Consider the following 16,855-nt stretch of genomic DNA (forward strand, 5'->3'; position numbering starts at 1 on the left):
CGCGCCTAGTCGAACGGCCCCTTCCTGTCAACGGTGGTTTGGCTGAAAATGACGCGCGCTGGCAACTCGATGAGTCCATGCTATGGCATTGCCATGCGTCCGATCCTGCTTGCCGCCACCGTTCCGCTGCTGCTGTCCGCCTGCTCCAGCGCGCAGGGCGATTTCCCCAGCCTCGCGCGCCGTCCGGCCGAGCGGGTCAGCGGAACCGCGCCGGTCGCGCCATCCACCGAAGCCCCGGCGCCAGCCCCGGTCGACCCCCAGCTGGCGGGAACCCTCGACGGGATGGTCGCCCAGGCCCGCGCCGCCGACGCGAAGTTCCGCGCCAACGCACCGCGCGCGCGCGCATTGGTCGGCGCGGCCGCGGGGTCTGCCGTGGCGAGCGAATCGTGGGCCGTCGCGACCGTTGCCCTCGCCGATCTCGAATCGCAGCGCAGCCAGGCGATGATCGCGTTGGCCGATCTCGACGCGCTCTACGCCGCCAAGGGAATCGAACGCGCCGATACCACCGCGATTGCCGCGGCGCGCGACCGGGTGATCACCATCGTCAGCGAACAGGACCAGGTCCTCGCCGATCTCAAGGGCCGGCTGCGCTCCTGATCGATAAAGAAGGCCGCCCTGCCAAGGGGAGCAGGACGGCCAGTGCCGCACCTGGCGGCGGGGGGACCTTGATCGACAAGCTTGCCGATCACCACGCCCCTGCCTGCCGCAGAACTGCGCGGTGCGCCTTGACCTGGATCAAGGCGGCGGCGTCATTTGGCTACCAGCGGTCCCGCGCCGCGTAATCGTCGGGTCGCGGATCGATCCAGCGCCAGGTCCCGCAGCGCTTCTCGCGCTTCCAGAACCACGAATCGCTCTTGAGATGGTCCATGGCGAAATCGACCGCGTCGAAAGCGGCGCGGCGATGGCTGGCGACGGCGGACACGCAAACGATCGGTTCGCCCGGCAGCATGACCCCGCTGCGGTGGACGACGAGAATCCCCATCAGGCCGAAGCGCGCCACAGCCCGCTGCGCCAGCGCCTTCATCCCGGGCAGGGTCAGCGGCTCGTAGTGGCTCAGTTCCAGCGCCTCGACCCCGTTCTCGCCCCGCACCTCGCCGACGAAGGTGCAGACCCCGCCGAGTCCCGGGTGCGCGGTGGTAAAGGGACCGACATACTGGCCGGGATGAAACGGATGGGTCAGCAGGTGAACTTCGGTCGCCACGCCCTATCCCCCGCTGACCGGCGGCAGGAAGGCCAGTTCGTCGCCGGGACGCAGGACGATCGATTCGGGACCGCCGACCAGCTCGCCGTTGAGCGCTATTCGCACCCGCTCGTCGAGCAGGGCAATGGCAAGGTCGGGCGGGAGCAGGGCCAGCACCTCTGCGAGCGGGCCGGGTTCGACCGCGCGTTCGCCCGCACCGGCAAGGTCCGCCAGGCGGCCGAGGAAGACCAGCCGGGCCACGGCTCAGCCTCCGGTGGCGGACATATGGCGCGCCAGCGCTGGCGCTGCGCCGCGCTCGCGGATCGCGAAGCCGTGGCGCTCCGGCTTGATCGCCATGGCGCGGTCGAGCGCAGCGGACAGTTGCGCGTCGGGATCGGCGGAGCGCAGCGCGGCGCGCAGGTCGACCATCTCGTGCCCGCCGAGGCAGGGGTGCAGTTGCCCGGTCGCGGTCACCCGCACGCGGTTGCACCCATCGCAGAAATTGCCTGTCAGCGGGGTGATGAAGCCGATCCGCCCGCCGGTTTCGGCCGCGTCGAAATAGCGCGCCGGACCGCCGGTGCGGTGGGCGCTGGGCGTGAGCGCATAGCGGCGATCGAGTTGTTCGCGCACTTGCGTAAGCGGCAGGTACTGGTCCACGCGATCGGCCTCGACCTCGCCCAGCGGCATGACCTCGATAAGGGTCAGGTCCATATCCTGCCCATGCGCCCATTCGAGCAGGTTGGGGATCTCGCCTTCGTTGATGCCCTTCAGCGCCACGGCGTTGATCTTGACCGCCAGCCCCGCCGCACGCGCCGCCGCGATCCCGTCGAGCACCTGGCCATGCCCGTCGCGCCGGGCCAGCGCCGCGAAGCGATCGCGGTCCAGCGTGTCGAGCGAGACGTTGATCCGGCGCACCCCGGCCGCGGCTAGGTCCTCGGCGAATCGGCCCAGCGCCATGCCGTTGGTGGTCAGGGTCAGCTCGTCCAGCCCGTCGCCCAGCTTGCGGCCCAGCGCCCGGACCAGTTCGATCATGTCGCGGCGCACCAGTGGCTCGCCGCCGGTCAGGCGGATGCGGGTAACCCCGCGTGCGATGAAGCCCAGGGCCAGCCGGTGCAGTTCTTCCAGGCTTAGCACCTGATCACGCGGCAGGAAGGTCTGCCGCTCGGGCATGCAGTAGGTGCAGCGCAGGTCGCAGCGGTCGGTGACCGACAGGCGCAGGTAGGTGATGCGCCGCTGGAACTGGTCGACAAGGCTCATGGTGCAACGGGTATCACGGCGCCGGCCCCGCTGTCATCCAGCGGCAGATACTGCCCGGTCAAACCCGGGGCCTTGGCCAGATAGGCGATGGCCGCAACGCGGGCCGCCTCGCTGCCGCCCGACAGGGCATTTACCCGCCCCGGCACCCGCGCCCGCGCGAGTGACTGCACCGCCGCAAGCCGCCAGGCGGAATGCGTGTGATCGGCCGCCTCGAAAACCAGGGTAACGTCGTCGCTGCCGGCAAGGGTCGGAGCGATCGCAGCGTAGAAGGCGGCCGCGGCGGAAACTGGATCGTCGGGAAGGCCAGTGACGTCCCGCCGCTCCATCAGCGCCGCTCGCGCGTCAGGGTCATGCCGATCTGCTCGCCATTCTCGCTGATTGCCAGCTTGACGATCTTTACCGTGACCGCCTCGACCCGGGCGTCCTGGAGGAACAGGGTTTCGCAGACGTGATCGGCCACCGCCTCGATCAACTTGAAGTGGACGCCCTCGGGCAGCGCTTCGGCGGCCGCGAACTTGAGGTCCATGTAATTCTTGCTGGCCGACAGCGGGGTGTCGGGATCGTAGCGATCGATCGGCTTCAACCGGGCCTGGATGGTGAAGCGCAGCGGCTGGGGACGGCCGGTCTCCTCCGAATAGATGCCGGTCAGGACATCGTATTCGAAATCGGCAACTTCGAGAATCAGCGAATCGGCCATGAGCGCCCCTTAGCCGGGATTGGACCAGCGCGCGAAGATCGCCGTGGGGAGCAGGCGCCCCCCCTCGCCTTCCTCGCGCATGGCAAGGTCGCCATGTTCGATCCGCCCGGGCAGGTCAGCAAATACCTCGTCGAGCAGGCCGGCCAGAGCGAGGCTGCTCATCCGCACGGCGTAGACCGTCAGGAACAGGAAGCGGCTGTCGTCATCGAGCAGCGCGCGGCAATGCTCGATCAAGCCGGGCAGGTGCTCCTCGAGTCGCCAGACCTCGCCCTCGGGACCGCGGCCGAACTTGGGCGGATCGAGGATGATCCCGTCATAGCGCTTGCCGCGGCGCACCTCGCGCGCGGCGAACTTGGCGGCATCATCGACGATCCAGCGGACCGGGCGATCGTCCATCCCCGCCAGCGCCGCGTTGGCGCGGGCCTGGGCGACCGACTTCTTGCTGGCATCGACATGGGTGACGGGGCCAAAGCGCGACAGCGCCAGGGTGCCGACCCCGGTGTAGCCGAACAGGTTCATCGTGGCCGCATCGCCGCGGCCTTCAAGCTGCTCGCCCATCCAGTCCCACACCGGGGCCATGTCGGGAAAGAAACCGAGGTGGCGAAAGGGCGTGCAACTGGCAGTGAAGCGCACCTCGTTCCAGGCCAGAGGCCAGCCTTCCTGCGGCACGGGATGGGCGAACTGCCAGCGGCCACCGCCATCCTCGTCCGAACCGGGCACGAACTCGCCGTCGCTGGCCCAGCGCTCCAGCCTGGGGCGCCACAGGGCCTGGGTATCGGGGCGAATGAAGCGGTGCGGACCGTACCGCTCCAGCTTGCGCCCGTCGCCCGAATCGATCAGCCCGTAGTCATCCCAGGCCGCGCCAGCCATGACGACCGGCGTTTCGACCAGTTCAGCCACGCGGCACCGCGTGGGCCGCGACGTAGGCGGCAATGGCGTCGTAATCGCCGGGCAGGTCGACCAGCCGTTCCTCGCGCTCGAACAGGTCACCAAGCCGCGCCGGGAGGATCGGCCGGTGCCCGGTGGCCCGTTCGACAGCATCGCGGAACTTGGCCGGATGCGCCGTCGCCAGCGTCACCACCGGCACGGCCGGATCGATCCCGGCGGTGCGCGCGGCGTGAAGCCCGATCGCGGTGTGGGGGTCGAGCAGCTCGCCGCTGGCATCGAAGGCCCAGCGGATCGCCTGGGCCATCTGGTCCGGATCGGCGCGGGCGCTGGTGAACAGCCTTGCCGCGCCTTCACGCTGGGCGTTGGTCAGCTGCATCGCCCGCGTCGCTTCGAAGCCGGTCATCTGCGCCGCCAGGGCCTTGCCGTCGCGCCCGCCGACGTCGAACAGCAGGCGTTCGAAATTGGACGAGACCTGGATGTCCATCGACGGCGCCGCCGTCGGCGTGACCGTTCCGGCCGAATAGTCGCCGGTGCTGAGCGCGCGATGGAGGATGTCGTTGACGTTGGTGGCAACGATCAGCCGCTCGATCGGCAGGCCCATCTGCGCCGCGACATAGCCGGCGAAGACATCGCCGAAATTGCCGGTCGGCACCGCGAAAGCCACCTTGCGGTGCGGCGCGCCAAGCTGCAGCGCGGCGGCGAAATAATAGACCACCTGCGCCATCAGCCGCGCCCAGTTGATCGAATTGACCGCCCCGATGGCGAAGCGCCCGGTCATCGCGGTGTCGCCGAACATCCGCTTCACGATGGCCTGGGCATCGTCGAAGCTGGAGCCTTCGATCGCGATGTTGTGAACGTTGGGCGACAGCACCGTGGTCATCTGGCGGCGCTGCACGTCGCTGACCCGGCCCTTGGGGTGCAGCATGAAGATATCGACGCGGGCGCGCCCCGCCACGGCATCGATCGCGGCCGATCCAGTATCCCCGCTGGTCGCCCCGACGATGGTCAGCGGATCGCCGCCGCGCGACAGGAACTCTTCGAACAGCAGGCCGAGCAGTTGCAGCGCGACATCCTTGAAGGCCAGCGTCGGTCCGTGGAACAGCTCGAGCAGCCATTGCTGTTCGTCGAGCTGCTTGAGCGGCGTCACCGCCTTGTGGGCGAACCGGGCATAGGCCTTGGCGGTCAGTTCGCGCAGCCGCTCGGGCGTCAGGCTGTCGCCGACGAACGGCTGCATGATCCGCGCGGCAAGTTCGGCATAGGGCAGTCCGGCCAGCCCGGCGATCTCGGCCTCGGTGAAGCGTGGCCATTCGCGCGGCACGTAGAGCCCGCCATCGCTGGCCAGCCCCGCCAGCGTCGCGCCTTCGAAATCAAGCGCCGGAGCGCTGCCACGGGTCGAGACGTATTCCATCAAGCGGGGCCGTTAGCGGCAACGCGGCGATAAAGAAACCCCGCGCATCGGGATCAGGCCACCGACGACATTTTCTTGCGCAGGGCCAGCGCATAGATGACCAGCGCCGTTGCCGCGAAGGCAAACCACTGCACCGCGTAGGACAGGTGGTTGTTCGGCATGTCTGCCGGATTGGGCGCAGCGCTGGGCTGCAGGCCGGGAAGCGGCCGGGCGGACACCACCCTTGCCCCGTTTGCTCCGTCCGGCGCGATGATCCCGCCGACCGTTCCGGCGCCGTAGGCAACGGCGCGCGGGTCGGTGCTCCATCCATAGTTGATCTCGGCCACTGGTGTCCGTCCATCGGGTCCGTAGCACTTTCCCCACTGCGCCCAGCCGGTTTGCCCCTGGACGTTGTGACCGGCCATCGGCCGCGTCATGCCGGCACCCTTGCAGTCAAGCGTGGTGTGGCGGAACCACGTCTGTTCGCGCGAGGCCTTGTCGGCCAACAGCAAGGCCTCCGACGACAGCGCCTGATTGCGGGCATAAAGCACCAGCAGTGCGTCCTTCTGGTGCATCCGGTCAAGTTGCCAGAACCCGAGCCGCACCATCACCGCGACCGCAATCAGCACCAGTGCGGTCGGCAGCAGCGGCAGGCGCCGCAGGGTCATGGCTTGACCACGTCGCTCGACGTCGCCTCGCGCGCCTGGCGGCGGTGCTCGGCAATCAGCAGCGCGGCCTTGCTGACCCGCAGGCCCAGGATCGTGGCCAGCACGATCAGCGGGGTCCACAGCACCAGATGCACCCACCACGGCGGCTCGAAGCTGAACTCGACAACCATGGCGAGGACCACGACCAGCGCGCCGATCACGGTGGTCAGGAAGGCAGCTGGCCCGTCGCCGACATTGTAGCGCGAGAAGTCGAGCCCGCAGACCCGGCAGCGCGGGGCGAAGGAGGCCAGGCCCTGCATCAGCGTCCTGGCGCCGCAGTCGGGGCAGAGACCGAAAAGGGCAGCCTGGCCAAGGCCGGGCTGCCCCTTGTTCGTGACGGTATCGTCGCTCACGGCAATCAGTGGATCGCGTAACCCCAGCCGCCCCAGACATAGACTGCGACGAACAGGAACAGCCACACCACGTCGACGAAGTGCCAGTACCAGGCGGCGGCTTCGAAGCCGAAGTGCTGCTTGGGGGTGAAGTCGCCGCGGTAGGCGCGGATCAGACAGACGATCAGCATGATCGTGCCGACGATCACATGGAAGCCGTGGAAGCCGGTCGCCATGTAGAAGGCCGAGCTGTAGGTGTTGCCGCCGAAGCCGAAGGGGGCGTGGGCGTATTCGTAGGCCTGGATCATCGAAAAGACGACGCCGAGGATGATGGTCGCCCACAGGCCCTTCTTGAGGCCTTCGCGGTCGCCGTGGATCAGGCTGTGGTGGGCCCAGGTCACCGTGGTGCCCGAGCACAGCAGGATCAGCGTGTTGAGCAGCGGCAGGTTGAAGGGATCCATCACCGCTTCGATCGCCTTGGGCGGGAACTGCCCGCCGACGACCTCGGTCAGGTCGGACGGGAACAGCGCGAAGTCGAAGAAGGCCCAGAACCAGCCGACGAAGAACATCACTTCCGATGCGATGAACAGGATCATGCCGTAGCGCTGGTGAAGCTGGACGACGGGCGTGTGATCGCCGGCGTGGGCCTCGTTCACGATCTTGCCGAACCAGCTGAACATGCTTGCCAGGAGCAGCGCCAGCCCCAGCCACGGCACGAACTTGCCGCCGGGCAGGTCGTGCATGAACAGGACCATGCCGCTGGTGAAGGTCAGCGCGCCAAGGGTGGTCGTCAGGGGGACGATATCGGGCGGAAGGATGTGGTATTCGTGGTTCTTCGTACCGGCCATGTGCTCTGGTCCCTGTCTTTCGTCCCTGTCGGCAGCGCGCGGCCGCCGGTAATGCCCGTCGCCCTTATCGCGCCGGATCGGCCCGGTCCAGTATCTTTGCGCCGCCGTCCGCCGCCCTGTGGAAAGTGTAGCTGAGCGTGATCTGCTGGATGTCCTTCGTCTCCGGATCGGTGGCGATCGCGGGGTCGACATAGTAGATCACCGGCATGTCGACCTTCTGCCCTGGCTGGAGGGTCTGCTGGTTGAAGCAGAAGCACTGGATCTTGTTGAAGTACTTGCCGGCCTGCTCGGGCTCGACGTTGAAGCTGGCGACTCCGGTGATCGACTGGGACGAGGTGTTCTCGGCCCAGTAGAAGGCCTGCTTGCGCTGGCCGATGCGCATGTCCTGGGTGACCTGCTGCGGCTGGAAGCGCCAGCCCAGCCCGCGGTCGACATTGGCGTCGAAGCGCACCGAAATGGTCTGCGTTCCGGCCTTGACCGTCGCGGCCCGCGCCTCGCTCACCCGCATGGTCGTGCCGCCGAAGCCGGTGACCTGGCAGAAGATCCGGTATAGCGGCACGGCGGCAAAGCCGAGGCCCAGCATGCCCAGCGCCACGCCGGCCATGATCAGCGCGGTGCGACGCTTGCCACGTTCGAGCGTGGCGGCGGCGGTCATGGTGCGCCGGCCTTCATCTTGGCGATGGTGATGAAGAAGAACAGCACGGCAAAGGCGGCCAGCACCAGTGCCAGGGCGCGGTTGCGGCCGCGGATGATGCGGGCGCGTTCCTCTTCGGGGGTCGGGGGCAGTTCCATTGCGCTATCCTATCAGGAAACGGTCCGCCACCAGCATGGCGAACAGGGCAAAGAGATAGATCACCGAAAATCCGAACAGGCGCTTTTCCGGCCGCATGTCGTCATCGGCCGCCCCGCCCCGGAACACCGCGACCCGCAGCGCCAGCAGCAGGAACAGACCCGACAGGACCAGCGCGCTGATGCCGTAGAGCCAGCCGGCCACGCCCAGCCAGAACGGCGCCATGGTCAGCGGCAGCAACAGCACCGCATAGACCAGGATCTGGCGGCGGGTGGACTGGTGGCCGGCAACCACCGGCATCATCGGAATGCCCGCCTTGGCGTAGTCGGTCTCGACGAACAGGGCGAGCGCCCAGAAATGCGGCGGGGTCCAGAAGAAGATGATCGCGAAGAGCAGCACCGGCATCAGCGTCACGTCGCCGGTCGCCGCGATCCAGCCGATCATCGGCGGAAAGGCCCCGGCCCCGCCCCCGATCACGATGTTCTGCGGGGTGCGCGGCTTGAGCCAGATGGTGTAGACCACCGAATAGTAGATGATCGACAGCGCCAGGATCGCCGCGGCCAGCCACGACACCGCCAGCCCCATGACCAGCACCGAGCCGACCGACAGGCCGATCCCGAAATCGCGCGCCACCGTCCGGTCCATGCGCCCGGCCGGAAGCGGCCGCTGGGCGGTGCGCTTCATCTGCGCGTCGAGATCGGCTTCCCACCACTGGTTGAGCGCGGCCGAGCCCCCCGCCCCCACGGCGATGCAAAGAATCGCGGTGAAGCCCAGGATCGGATCGATCGCGACCGGCGCGGCGAGCAGGCCGCACAGGCCGGTGAAGATCACCAGGCTCATCACCCGCGGCTTGGTCAGCGCGAAGAAATCGCGCCAGTCGGCGGGCAAGGGAACGGCGGGGGCAGCAGAAGCGGTCATGATTCAGGCGGCGCTATAGGCGCGCGCTACAGCCGCTTCAACCAATCGATAAGAAGCGCGTTCACTTCTTGCGGCCGTTCCTGCTGGGTCCAGTGCCCGACCCCGGCCAGGACGTGACCTTCGACCCTGGGCGCGAACATCCGCATCATGGCAACCGGATCGGCGACGGCGCCGAACAGCGTGGTCGCCGGATCGCGATCGCCGCCGATGAACAGACACGGCTGCTCGAGCTGCCGGCCCTGCATCGGGGAAAGCCAGGCGTGGTCGCGTTCGTGATTGCGATATCGGTTGAGCGGCCCGCGAAACCCCGAGCCCGCGAACTCGTTGCCGTAGTAATCGAGGTCTTCCGTAGTCAGCCACGGCACGGCCTGCGGATCCGGAAGTCCTTCGAGGAAGGTCGCGCCGAGCGCCTTGTCCCAGTAATTGCCCGGCGGCACATCGCCGCTGATCGAATACATCATCCGCTCGACGAAATGGCGCGGATCGGCCTCGGCCTCGGCCTCGGCCACGCCCGGTTCCTGGAAGTATTCCTGGTAGAAGAACCGGCCCTTGCTGGTGAAGTGTTCGCGGAACACCTCGGTGAAGGGGCGCTGCGGCGCGCCCGAGAACGGCACCGACAGACCGGCGACGGCGCGGATCCGGTCGGGCCGGGTAAAGGCCGTGTTCCACACGATCGGCGCGCCCCAGTCGTGGCCGATCAGGACGAAGCTATCGTTCGGAGAAAGCACGTCGCCCAGCCCGATGAGGTCACCGGCGATCTTTTCGAGCGTGTAGTCCTCGACCCGGGGCGGCTTGTCCGATCCGCCATAGCCGCGCACGTCGATCGCGCAGGCGGTGAAGCCGGCCTCGGCGACAGGGCCGATCTGGTGGCGCCACGAATACCAGCTTTCGGGAAAGCCATGGACCATCACGGCCAGCGGCCCGCTGCCTTCGATGGCACAGCGCAGGGTCACCTCGCCGGTATCGATCATGCGAAAATCAGGCATCGTTCACTCCCAACGAAAAACGCCCCGACCGTGTGGCCGGGGCGTCTTTTTGTCCAGTGGACGATTGCAGGGATCAGTGGTGACCCTTGTCGTCCTCGATGACCGGAAGGGTCTCGAACTGGTGGAACGGCGGCGGGCTGGACAGCGTCCACTCGAGCGTCGTCGCGCCTTCGCCCCAGTAATTGTCCTCGGCCTTCTTGCCGGCGGTGTAGGCGTAGATGATGTTGATGAACCAGACGATCAGGCTGACCCCCATCACCGCGTAGCCCCACGACGACAGGGTGTTCCAGTGCTCGTAGGCCGGGGCATAGTCCGGATAGCGGCGCGGCATGCCCTGCAGGCCCAGGAAGTGCTGCGGGAAGAAGATCAGGTTCACGCCGATGAAGAAGATCCAGAAGTGGACGTGGGCGAGGAACTCGCTGTGCATCTTCCCGCTCATCTTCGGGAACCAGTAGTAGAACCCTGCGAACAGGCCGGTCACGGCGCCCAGCGACAGCACGTAGTGGAAGTGCGCCACCACGAAGTAGGTGTCGTGGACGACGTCGTCGATCCCGCCGTTGGCGAGGTAGACGCCGGTCACGCCGCCGACCACAAACAGGAAGATGAAGCCGATCGCCCAGACCATCGGGCTCTTGAACTCGATCGAACCGCCCCACATCGTCGCGATCCACGAGAAGATCTTGATGCCGGTGGGCACCGCGATCACCATGGTGGCGGCGGTGAAATACATCTTCACGTTGAGGCTCATGCCGGTGGTGTACATGTGGTGGGCCCACACGATGAACCCGACGACGCCGATCGCGACCATGGCGTAGGCCATGCCGAGATAGCCGAACACCGGCTTTTTCGAGAAGGTCGAGACGATCTGGCTGATGATGCCGAAGGCCGGCAGGATCATGATGTACACTTCGGGATGGCCGAAGAACCAGAACAGGTGCTGGTAGAGCACCGGATCGCCGCCGCCCGACGGATCGAAGAAGGTCGTGCCGAAGTTGCGGTCGGTGATCAGCATGGTGATCGCCGCGGCAAGGACCGGCAGAGCCAGCAGCAGCAGGAAGGCGGTGACCAGCACCGACCACACGAACAGCGGCATCTTGTGGAGCGTCATGCCCGGTGCGCGCATGTTGAAGATGGTGGTGATGAAGTTGATCGCGCCCATGATCGAGCCCGCGCCCGCAAGGTGCAGCGAGAAGATCGCGAAGTCGGTCGCCGGCCCGTTGGAGCCGTAGGTCGACAACGGTGCATAGGCGGTCCAGCCGATGCCCGCGCCGTTGCCCGTCGCGTCACCCGGCACGAAGGCCGACAGCATCAGCGAACAGAACCCGGCCACGGTCAGCCAGAACGACACGTTGTTCATGCGCGGGAAGGCCATGTCCGGGGCGCCGATCATCAGCGGCACGAACCAGTTGCCGAACCCGCCGATGATCGCTGGCATGACCAGGAAGAACACCATGATCAGGCCGTGGGCGGTGATCAGCACGTTCCACAGGTGGAGCGCGTCGTTCATTTCCGCCGGCTTGCCGTCCATCCAGGTGGCGATCGCGCCAAGGTACTGGATACCCGGATGCGCCAGTTCCAGGCGCATGATGCCCGAGATGCCGCCGCCGATGATCCCCGCGATGATGGCGAAGATCAGGTACAGCGTGCCGATGTCCTTGTGGTTGGTCGACATGAACCAGCGGGCGAAGAACGCCGGCTTGTGATCATGATCGTGGTGCGCGTGGCCATGCTCTTCGTGAGCGTGGAACTGGTCGGCGGTGGTAGCCATGATGAACCCTGGTCCTCTTTTATTCTGGCTCAGGCGGCCGGCTTGGCAGCAGCGGAAGCGTCGGCGGCGGGAGCGGCACTGGCCGGAGCCGGAGCCGGAGCGGCGGCCGGAGCGGCGGGCGCTTCGGGAGCGCCGTCGATCTTGCCACCCTGGGCAATCACCCAGGCGTTGAACTTGTCGCGGGGCAGCGCCTCGACCGCGATCGGCATGTAACCGTGGCGCGCGCCGCACAGTTCCGAACACTGGCCGTAGTAGACGCCCGGTTCGGTGATCACCATCACGCGTTCGTTGATGCGGCCGGGAACGGCGTCGATCTTGAACCACAGCGAGGGCACGGCGAACGAGTGGATCACGTCGGCGGCGGTCGCCTGCAGACGGATCGGTTCGCCCACGGGCACGACCATGCGGTTGTCGACGGCGAGCTGCGAGGGTTCGCCGTTGGCGATCGCCTTGTCATGCTCGAGCATGTTCGAGATCACCTCGATCCCGCCGTTGTCGGGATAGGTGTAGGTCCAGAACCACTGGTTGCCGGTGGCCTTGACGGTCACGGCCCTTTCCGGCGCCGGAGTGTATTGCTTGGCCAGGAGGCGCAGCGACGGCACGGCGATGACCACGAGGATCAGCACAGGCACCGCGGTCCACACCACTTCGAGCAGCGTGTTGTGGCTGGTCTTCGACGGGGTCGGATTGGCGCGCTTGTTGAAGCGCACGGCAACGATGACCAGCAGCGCCAGGACGAAGAGGGTGATCACCACCATGACCCAGAACAGCCAGTGGTGAAGGCCGAGCGCAACCTCGCCGTTGGGCGAATACTGGTCCTGGACGTTGATCCCGCCGTTGACCGGCATGCCCTTGCCTTCGGTCGGCTTCATCGGGACGTAACCGCCCGGAGCGACCTTGAAGTGCGGATCGTTGGGATCGATGGCTGGCGCGGCCGGTGCGGCAACTGCAGGCGCCGATGCGGCTTCGGCCGCGGCAGCCGATGCGGTGGCGGCGGGAGCCGGCGTCGCCAGCTTGTCAACCGGGGCGGAACTGGCCGGAGCGCCGCTGACGGTGCCCACGCCCGGGGCCGTCGCCGCGGCAACCTGCGGAACCGCGCAAAGGGCAAGTGCGAGTCCAAGACCCTTGAACGCGTGACCCGCGGCGCGGGCGAAATGGCCGAATCTCATCGTTCCTCGTGCTTTCGCTTTCCCGTGCGGCAGAAGACAGGCATGCCTCCTCCCGCCCCTGTGGGAGACAATTTGGATGGGCCTATACGCGCGCTTGCAGGGCACCTCAAGCGCCTCTAGGGGAAAAAATGACAGCGCCCCCACCCGCTTGACGCAGGGGCTTCCCGCGATCCGCACAAAGGCCATACCAGACATGCAAGCCGAAGACGTCCTTGCCGAGTTCCGCGCCAGCAAGGCACTGCTTGAAGGGCATTTTCTGCTCAGCTCGGGGCGCCACAGCGCGCATTACCTGCAATGCGCGCGCGTGCTGATGGACCCGATGCGCGCCTCGCGCCTGGCTGCCGCGCTGGCCGCGACCCTGCCCCGCGACCTCAGAAAGGACATCGCCAAGGTGGTCGCGCCGGCGATGGGCGGGGTCATCATCGGCCACGAAATGGGCCGCGCACTGGGGGTCGAGGCGATGTTCGTCGAACGTCCGACCGGGACCTTCGAACTGCGCCGCGGCTTCGCTCTCGAGCCGGGCGAAAAGGTGCTTATGGTCGAGGACGTGGTGACTACCGGCCTGTCGAGCCGCGAGGCGATCAAGGCGATCGAGGCAGCCGGCGGCGTGGTCGTCGCGGGCGCTTCGCTGGTCGACCGTTCGGGCGGCACGGTCGATCTGGGCGTGCCGTTCTACCCGCTGATAGCGCTCAACTTCCCGACCTATGCCGACGACGAGGTCCCGGCCGAACTCGCCGCCGTGCCGGTGACCAAGCCGGGCAGCCGGGCCCAGCCGTGATGCCGCCGCGCCTGCGCCTCGGGGTCAACATCGACCACGTCGCCACGATCCGCAACGCGCGCGGCGGCGATCACCCCGACCCGGTCCGCGCGGCGCAGATCGTCGCGGCCTGCGGCGGCGACGGGATTACCGCGCACCTGCGCGAAGACCGCCGCCACATCCGCGACGAGGATCTCGCCCGGATCCAGGCGGCAACCAGCCTGCCGCTGAACCTCGAGATGGCCGCGACCGACGAGATGCTCGAGATCGCGCTGCGTCACCGCCCCCACGCCGCCTGCATCGTGCCCGAACGGCGCGAGGAGCGTACGACCGAGGGCGGGCTCGACGCCGCCGGCCAGCACAACCGCCTCTACCCGATGGTCCAGCGCCTCGGCGACGCCGGTATCCGCGTGAGCCTGTTCATCGCCCCCGACGAGCGGCAGATCGAGGCGGCAATGCGGTTGAAGGCCCCGGTGGTCGAACTGCACACCGGCGAATACGCCCATGCGACAGGCGAAGCTCGCGCACACGAGCTGCGCCGGCTGGCCGACATGGCCGCGCTCGCCGCCAAGAACGGGATCGAGCCCCACGCCGGCCACGGCCTGACCTACGAGAACGTCCAGCCGGTTGCGGCGATTCCGCAACTGGCCGAGCTCAACATCGGCCACTACCTCATCGGCGAGGCGATCTTCTGCGGGCTGGAAACCGCGGTGCTCAAGATGCGCGAACTGATGGATGCGGCACGGTGATCGTCGCGATCGGCTCCGACCTCTGCAACATCGAGCGCATCCAGGCCTCGCTCGACCGCTTCGGCGAGCGGTTCGAGAACCGGGTCTTTACCGAGATCGAGCGCGCCAAGGCGGCACGGCGCCCGTTCACCCGGGCCGGGACCCTGGCCAAGCGCTTTGCCGCCAAGGAGGCCTTTTCGAAGGCGGTCGGAACAGGATTCAAGGCCGGGGTGTTCATGAGGGACATCGGCGTCATCAACGCGCGTTCTGGCGCGCCGACGCTGGCCCTCACCGGCGGCGCGGCGGCGCGGCTTGCTGCGCTCATTCCGTTGGGACACGAAGCCATCGTCCACCTTACCCTGACCGATGACCATCCCTGGGCCCAGGCCTTCGTCGTGATCGAGGCCCGGCCGCACCTGTGACCGACGACACCAGCCCCCTGCAAAGCGCTGCCAGTCGGGCGGCGCCAGTCCCTGCTCCCGATGCGGAGGAGGCGACGCCGGTCGACTGGTGGGCAGAGCTGCGCGGGCTGGCCTGGATGCTGCTGGCGGTGCTGGCCTTCCACAGCTTCATTGCCAAGCCGTTCTATATCCCGTCGATCTCGATGATGCCCAACCTGCTGGTCGGCGACCGGCTGGTGGTGTCGAAGTTTCCCTATGGCTGGAACTGGGCCTCGGCGAGCTTCCACGTGCTGCCGCGCAGCGACGGGCGGCTGCTCGGCGCAACTCCGCAATATGGCGATATCGTCATCGTCGTGCCGCGCAACCGGACCGACGACCTGATCAAGCGCGTCGTTGCCCTGCCCGGCGACCGGATCGCGGTGATCAACGGCCAGATCGTCCTCAACGGCAAGCCCGTTCCCCAGGCCGAGGTGCCGCCCGTCCAGCTTCCCGCCGACCTGCTGCTGACCTGCAAGGACCGCACCCCGGCCTATTACTGTTACGAGGAATTCGCCCCCTACCAGACTCGTCTGCCATCCGGGACAGCCGTGATCGAGCCGCCAACCTTGCAGGAAACCCTGCCCAACGGCGCGGCTTACCTGATCATCCGCGACAACCGCTATGGCCCGGGCAACACGATGCCGGAAACCGTGGTCCCACCGGGCCACGTCTTCCTGATGGGCGACAACCGCGATCATTCGGCCGACAGCCGCTTCCCGCTCGACAGCGACGGGCTGGGCGGTCCGGTGCCGCTCTCCGACGTGGGCGGCCGCGCCGAGTTCATCACCTTTTCGCTCGACGGCAGCCAGACCTGGAACCCCTGGAGCCTCTGGCGGGCCTTGCGCCCGGGCCGAAGCTGGACCAGCCTGCGCCCGATTCACGTACCGAAGGGACACTAATGGCCGAAGCCGCCAAGCCCCGCCGCGCCCGCAAGCCGGCAACCGCCCAAGCCGCGGCAGCCGACGTGCCGCAGACCGCCAGCCCCGCCGACATTGCCGATCCTTTCGTCCGCCAGGAAGCCAAGCGCGCCTTGGTCTGGATCGGCCTGATCGTGCTTGTCGGGCTCGCTATCTACCAGGCACAGGCGCTGCTGGTGATCTTCGGAGGCGTCGTTTTCGGCGCGATGATCGATGGCGGGTCGCGTCTGCTGGGCCGGGTCGTGCCGATCGGCCGCGGCTGGCGCGTGACCATCGTGCTTTTGCTGACCGCGCTGTTCCTGGTCTGGCTGATGCTGTTCGCCGGATCGCAGATCGCGCAGCAGGCAGCCGAATTTCCAGCCTTGGTCATGACCCAGGCCGATCGCGTGGTGGGCTGGCTGTCGACCCACGGGTTCAAGGTCGACGGCTCCTCTCTTCAGGGCCTTGCCGAACGCGCGCTCGGCGGGATCGGGCAACTGACTTCCGCGCTCGGCGGCGTGCTGGGCGGGGTGACCACCGGTTTTCTTATCGTCGTCCTCGGCATCTATTTCGCGGTCGAGCCCGACCTCTACCGCCGCGGCTTTGCCTGGCTGATCCCGGCCCGGGAACGCTCGCAGTTCGAGGACATGTTCTCCACCATGGGGCAGACCCTGCGCCGCCTGCTGTTCGGGCGCCTGATCGGCATGGCGGTGGAAGGGGTCGCGACCTGGATCCTGCTCGCGGTCTATGGCGTGCCGATGTCGGCGCTGCTCGGCCTCTTGACCGGCCTGCTCGCGTTCCTGCCCAACATCGGCGCGCCGATCTCGGGGCTGCTGATGGTGCTGGTCGGATTTTCTGGCGGAACCGAAATGGGACTCTTCTGCATAGCGGTCTATCTCGTCGTCCAGACGGTCGACGGCTACCTGATCGTGCCGATGGTCGCCAAGAAGACCGCCGATCTCGCTCCCGCGCTGGTGATGGGCGCCCAGCTCATCATGGGGGCTCTGTTCGGCATCCTCGGGCTGGCCCTGGCCGACCCGTTGGTCGCGATGATCAAGATCATGCTCGAGCACCGTTCGGCCCGCAACGAGGAGGCGACGGCTTAGC

Annotated in this window: 22 protein-coding genes; 6 read left to right on the forward strand and 16 right to left on the reverse strand. The window is 67.4% G+C overall.

The window, feature by feature from the left end:
- Positions 1-93: 93 nt before the first annotated feature.
- Entirely contained in the window at positions 94-597 is a 504-nt protein-coding gene (locus B0I00_RS05860) for a hypothetical protein (protein ID WP_232730123.1), read from the forward strand.
- Between the two features lie 160 nt (positions 598-757).
- Here B0I00_RS05860 and B0I00_RS05865 read toward each other — a convergent pair whose 3' ends face one another.
- The 16 genes from B0I00_RS05865 to coxB form a co-directional block, all read right to left on the reverse strand.
- The gene (locus tag B0I00_RS05865; RefSeq protein ID WP_100866354.1) at positions 758-1,201 is read right to left on the reverse strand and encodes a molybdenum cofactor biosynthesis protein MoaE; all 444 of its coding nucleotides are present in this window, start codon (positions 1,199-1,201) and stop codon (positions 758-760) included.
- A gap of 3 nt (positions 1,202-1,204) precedes the next feature.
- Complete coding sequence (locus B0I00_RS05870) at positions 1,205-1,441, reverse strand: MoaD/ThiS family protein (RefSeq protein WP_100866355.1); 237 nt, start codon at positions 1,439-1,441, stop codon at positions 1,205-1,207.
- A 3-nt stretch (positions 1,442-1,444) separates the two neighbouring features.
- A complete protein-coding gene (gene moaA, locus B0I00_RS05875) occupies positions 1,445-2,437 on the reverse strand; it encodes a GTP 3',8-cyclase MoaA (RefSeq protein ID WP_100866356.1) in 993 nt (330 codons plus the stop codon).
- Complete coding sequence (locus tag B0I00_RS05880; protein WP_100866357.1) at positions 2,434-2,763, reverse strand: Rossmann fold domain-containing protein; 330 nt, start codon at positions 2,761-2,763, stop codon at positions 2,434-2,436. The genes moaA and B0I00_RS05880 overlap by 4 nt, the downstream gene beginning before the upstream one ends.
- The gene (locus tag B0I00_RS05885) at positions 2,763-3,134 is read right to left on the reverse strand and encodes a dihydroneopterin aldolase (protein WP_100866358.1); all 372 of its coding nucleotides are present in this window, start codon (positions 3,132-3,134) and stop codon (positions 2,763-2,765) included. The genes B0I00_RS05880 and B0I00_RS05885 overlap by 1 nt, the downstream gene beginning before the upstream one ends.
- A 9-nt stretch (positions 3,135-3,143) precedes the next feature.
- On the reverse strand, positions 3,144-4,004 hold the full coding sequence (locus tag B0I00_RS05890) for a class I SAM-dependent methyltransferase (RefSeq protein ID WP_408635215.1): 861 nt from the start codon (positions 4,002-4,004) through the stop codon (positions 3,144-3,146).
- A 22-nt stretch (positions 4,005-4,026) separates the two neighbouring features.
- A complete protein-coding gene (thrC, locus tag B0I00_RS05895; protein WP_100866360.1) occupies positions 4,027-5,430 on the reverse strand; it encodes a threonine synthase in 1,404 nt (467 codons plus the stop codon).
- 53 nt (positions 5,431-5,483) lie between these two features.
- Positions 5,484-6,077 carry an SURF1 family cytochrome oxidase biogenesis protein gene (locus B0I00_RS05900; protein ID WP_100866361.1) on the reverse strand — a complete coding sequence of 198 codons (594 nt, stop codon included), beginning with the start codon at positions 6,075-6,077 and terminating at the stop codon, positions 5,484-5,486.
- Positions 6,074-6,469 (reverse strand): DUF983 domain-containing protein, encoded by a 396-nt coding sequence (locus B0I00_RS05905; RefSeq protein ID WP_100866362.1) that lies wholly within the window; start codon positions 6,467-6,469, stop codon positions 6,074-6,076. The genes B0I00_RS05900 and B0I00_RS05905 overlap by 4 nt, the downstream gene beginning before the upstream one ends.
- Before the next feature lie 5 nt (positions 6,470-6,474).
- On the reverse strand, positions 6,475-7,296 hold the full coding sequence (locus tag B0I00_RS05910; protein WP_100866363.1) for a cytochrome c oxidase subunit 3: 822 nt from the start codon (positions 7,294-7,296) through the stop codon (positions 6,475-6,477).
- 64 nt (positions 7,297-7,360) lie between these two features.
- Positions 7,361-7,951, reverse strand: a complete 591-nt coding sequence (locus B0I00_RS05915) for a cytochrome c oxidase assembly protein (RefSeq protein ID WP_100866364.1) — start codon at positions 7,949-7,951, stop codon at positions 7,361-7,363.
- Complete coding sequence (locus tag B0I00_RS17150; RefSeq protein WP_198519144.1) at positions 7,948-8,088, reverse strand: hypothetical protein; 141 nt, start codon at positions 8,086-8,088, stop codon at positions 7,948-7,950. The genes B0I00_RS05915 and B0I00_RS17150 overlap by 4 nt, the downstream gene beginning before the upstream one ends.
- Positions 8,089-8,092: 4 nt before the next feature.
- A complete protein-coding gene (locus tag B0I00_RS05920; RefSeq protein WP_100866365.1) occupies positions 8,093-9,004 on the reverse strand; it encodes a heme o synthase in 912 nt (303 codons plus the stop codon).
- Between the two features lie 26 nt (positions 9,005-9,030).
- Positions 9,031-9,990: an alpha/beta fold hydrolase gene (locus B0I00_RS05925; RefSeq protein WP_100866366.1), complete on the reverse strand. Its 960-nt coding sequence runs from the start codon at positions 9,988-9,990 to the stop codon at positions 9,031-9,033.
- 73 nt (positions 9,991-10,063) lie between these two features.
- A complete protein-coding gene (ctaD, locus tag B0I00_RS05930; RefSeq protein ID WP_100866367.1) occupies positions 10,064-11,758 on the reverse strand; it encodes a cytochrome c oxidase subunit I in 1,695 nt (564 codons plus the stop codon).
- Between the two features lie 29 nt (positions 11,759-11,787).
- Positions 11,788-12,927: a cytochrome c oxidase subunit II gene (gene coxB, locus B0I00_RS05935; protein WP_100866368.1), complete on the reverse strand. Its 1,140-nt coding sequence runs from the start codon at positions 12,925-12,927 to the stop codon at positions 11,788-11,790.
- 193 nt (positions 12,928-13,120) lie between these two features.
- Between coxB and pyrE the strand changes: the two genes are divergently transcribed.
- From pyrE to B0I00_RS05960, 5 genes are read left to right on the forward strand one after another with little or no spacing between them, the layout of a single operon-like run.
- The gene (pyrE, locus tag B0I00_RS05940) at positions 13,121-13,705 is read left to right on the forward strand and encodes an orotate phosphoribosyltransferase (protein WP_100866369.1); all 585 of its coding nucleotides are present in this window, start codon (positions 13,121-13,123) and stop codon (positions 13,703-13,705) included.
- Positions 13,705-14,433: a pyridoxine 5'-phosphate synthase gene (locus B0I00_RS05945; protein WP_100866370.1), complete on the forward strand. Its 729-nt coding sequence runs from the start codon at positions 13,705-13,707 to the stop codon at positions 14,431-14,433. Before pyrE ends, B0I00_RS05945 begins: the two co-directional genes overlap by 1 nt.
- Positions 14,430-14,834 carry a holo-ACP synthase gene (acpS, locus tag B0I00_RS05950; RefSeq protein WP_100866371.1) on the forward strand — a complete coding sequence of 135 codons (405 nt, stop codon included), beginning with the start codon at positions 14,430-14,432 and terminating at the stop codon, positions 14,832-14,834. Before B0I00_RS05945 ends, acpS begins: the two co-directional genes overlap by 4 nt.
- Positions 14,831-15,751, forward strand: a complete 921-nt coding sequence (gene lepB, locus B0I00_RS05955; RefSeq protein ID WP_232730124.1) for a signal peptidase I — start codon at positions 14,831-14,833, stop codon at positions 15,749-15,751. Before acpS ends, lepB begins: the two co-directional genes overlap by 4 nt.
- A complete protein-coding gene (locus B0I00_RS05960) occupies positions 15,751-16,854 on the forward strand; it encodes an AI-2E family transporter (RefSeq protein WP_100866372.1) in 1,104 nt (367 codons plus the stop codon). The genes lepB and B0I00_RS05960 overlap by 1 nt, the downstream gene beginning before the upstream one ends.
- Position 16,855 lies beyond the last annotated feature (1 nt).

Source organism: Novosphingobium kunmingense, from assembly GCF_002813245.1.
In the GTDB taxonomy this organism is placed as follows: domain Bacteria; phylum Pseudomonadota; class Alphaproteobacteria; order Sphingomonadales; family Sphingomonadaceae; genus Novosphingobium; species Novosphingobium kunmingense.

Coding starts and splice junctions, on each gene's coding strand:
- B0I00_RS05860 (WP_232730123.1), top strand. CDS start 94: ATGCGTCCGATCCTGCTTGCCGCCACCGTTCCGCTGCTGCTGTCCGCC.
- moaA (WP_100866356.1), bottom strand. CDS start 2,437: ATGAGCCTTGTCGACCAGTTCCAGCGGCGCATCACCTACCTGCGCCTG.
- B0I00_RS05880 (WP_100866357.1), bottom strand. CDS start 2,763: ATGGAGCGGCGGGACGTCACTGGCCTTCCCGACGATCCAGTTTCCGCC.
- B0I00_RS05885 (WP_100866358.1), bottom strand. CDS start 3,134: ATGGCCGATTCGCTGATTCTCGAAGTTGCCGATTTCGAATACGATGTC.
- B0I00_RS05890 (WP_408635215.1), bottom strand. CDS start 4,004: ATGGCTGGCGCGGCCTGGGATGACTACGGGCTGATCGATTCGGGCGAC.
- thrC (WP_100866360.1), bottom strand. CDS start 5,430: ATGGAATACGTCTCGACCCGTGGCAGCGCTCCGGCGCTTGATTTCGAA.
- B0I00_RS05900 (WP_100866361.1), bottom strand. CDS start 6,077: ATGACCCTGCGGCGCCTGCCGCTGCTGCCGACCGCACTGGTGCTGATT.
- B0I00_RS05910 (WP_100866363.1), bottom strand. CDS start 7,296: ATGGCCGGTACGAAGAACCACGAATACCACATCCTTCCGCCCGATATC.
- B0I00_RS05915 (WP_100866364.1), bottom strand. CDS start 7,951: ATGACCGCCGCCGCCACGCTCGAACGTGGCAAGCGTCGCACCGCGCTG.
- B0I00_RS17150 (WP_198519144.1), bottom strand. CDS start 8,088: ATGGAACTGCCCCCGACCCCCGAAGAGGAACGCGCCCGCATCATCCGC.
- B0I00_RS05920 (WP_100866365.1), bottom strand. CDS start 9,004: ATGACCGCTTCTGCTGCCCCCGCCGTTCCCTTGCCCGCCGACTGGCGC.
- B0I00_RS05925 (WP_100866366.1), bottom strand. CDS start 9,990: ATGCCTGATTTTCGCATGATCGATACCGGCGAGGTGACCCTGCGCTGT.
- ctaD (WP_100866367.1), bottom strand. CDS start 11,758: ATGGCTACCACCGCCGACCAGTTCCACGCTCACGAAGAGCATGGCCAC.
- coxB (WP_100866368.1), bottom strand. CDS start 12,927: ATGAGATTCGGCCATTTCGCCCGCGCCGCGGGTCACGCGTTCAAGGGT.
- pyrE (WP_100866369.1), top strand. CDS start 13,121: ATGCAAGCCGAAGACGTCCTTGCCGAGTTCCGCGCCAGCAAGGCACTG.
- B0I00_RS05945 (WP_100866370.1), top strand. CDS start 13,705: ATGCCGCCGCGCCTGCGCCTCGGGGTCAACATCGACCACGTCGCCACG.
- B0I00_RS05960 (WP_100866372.1), top strand. CDS start 15,751: ATGGCCGAAGCCGCCAAGCCCCGCCGCGCCCGCAAGCCGGCAACCGCC.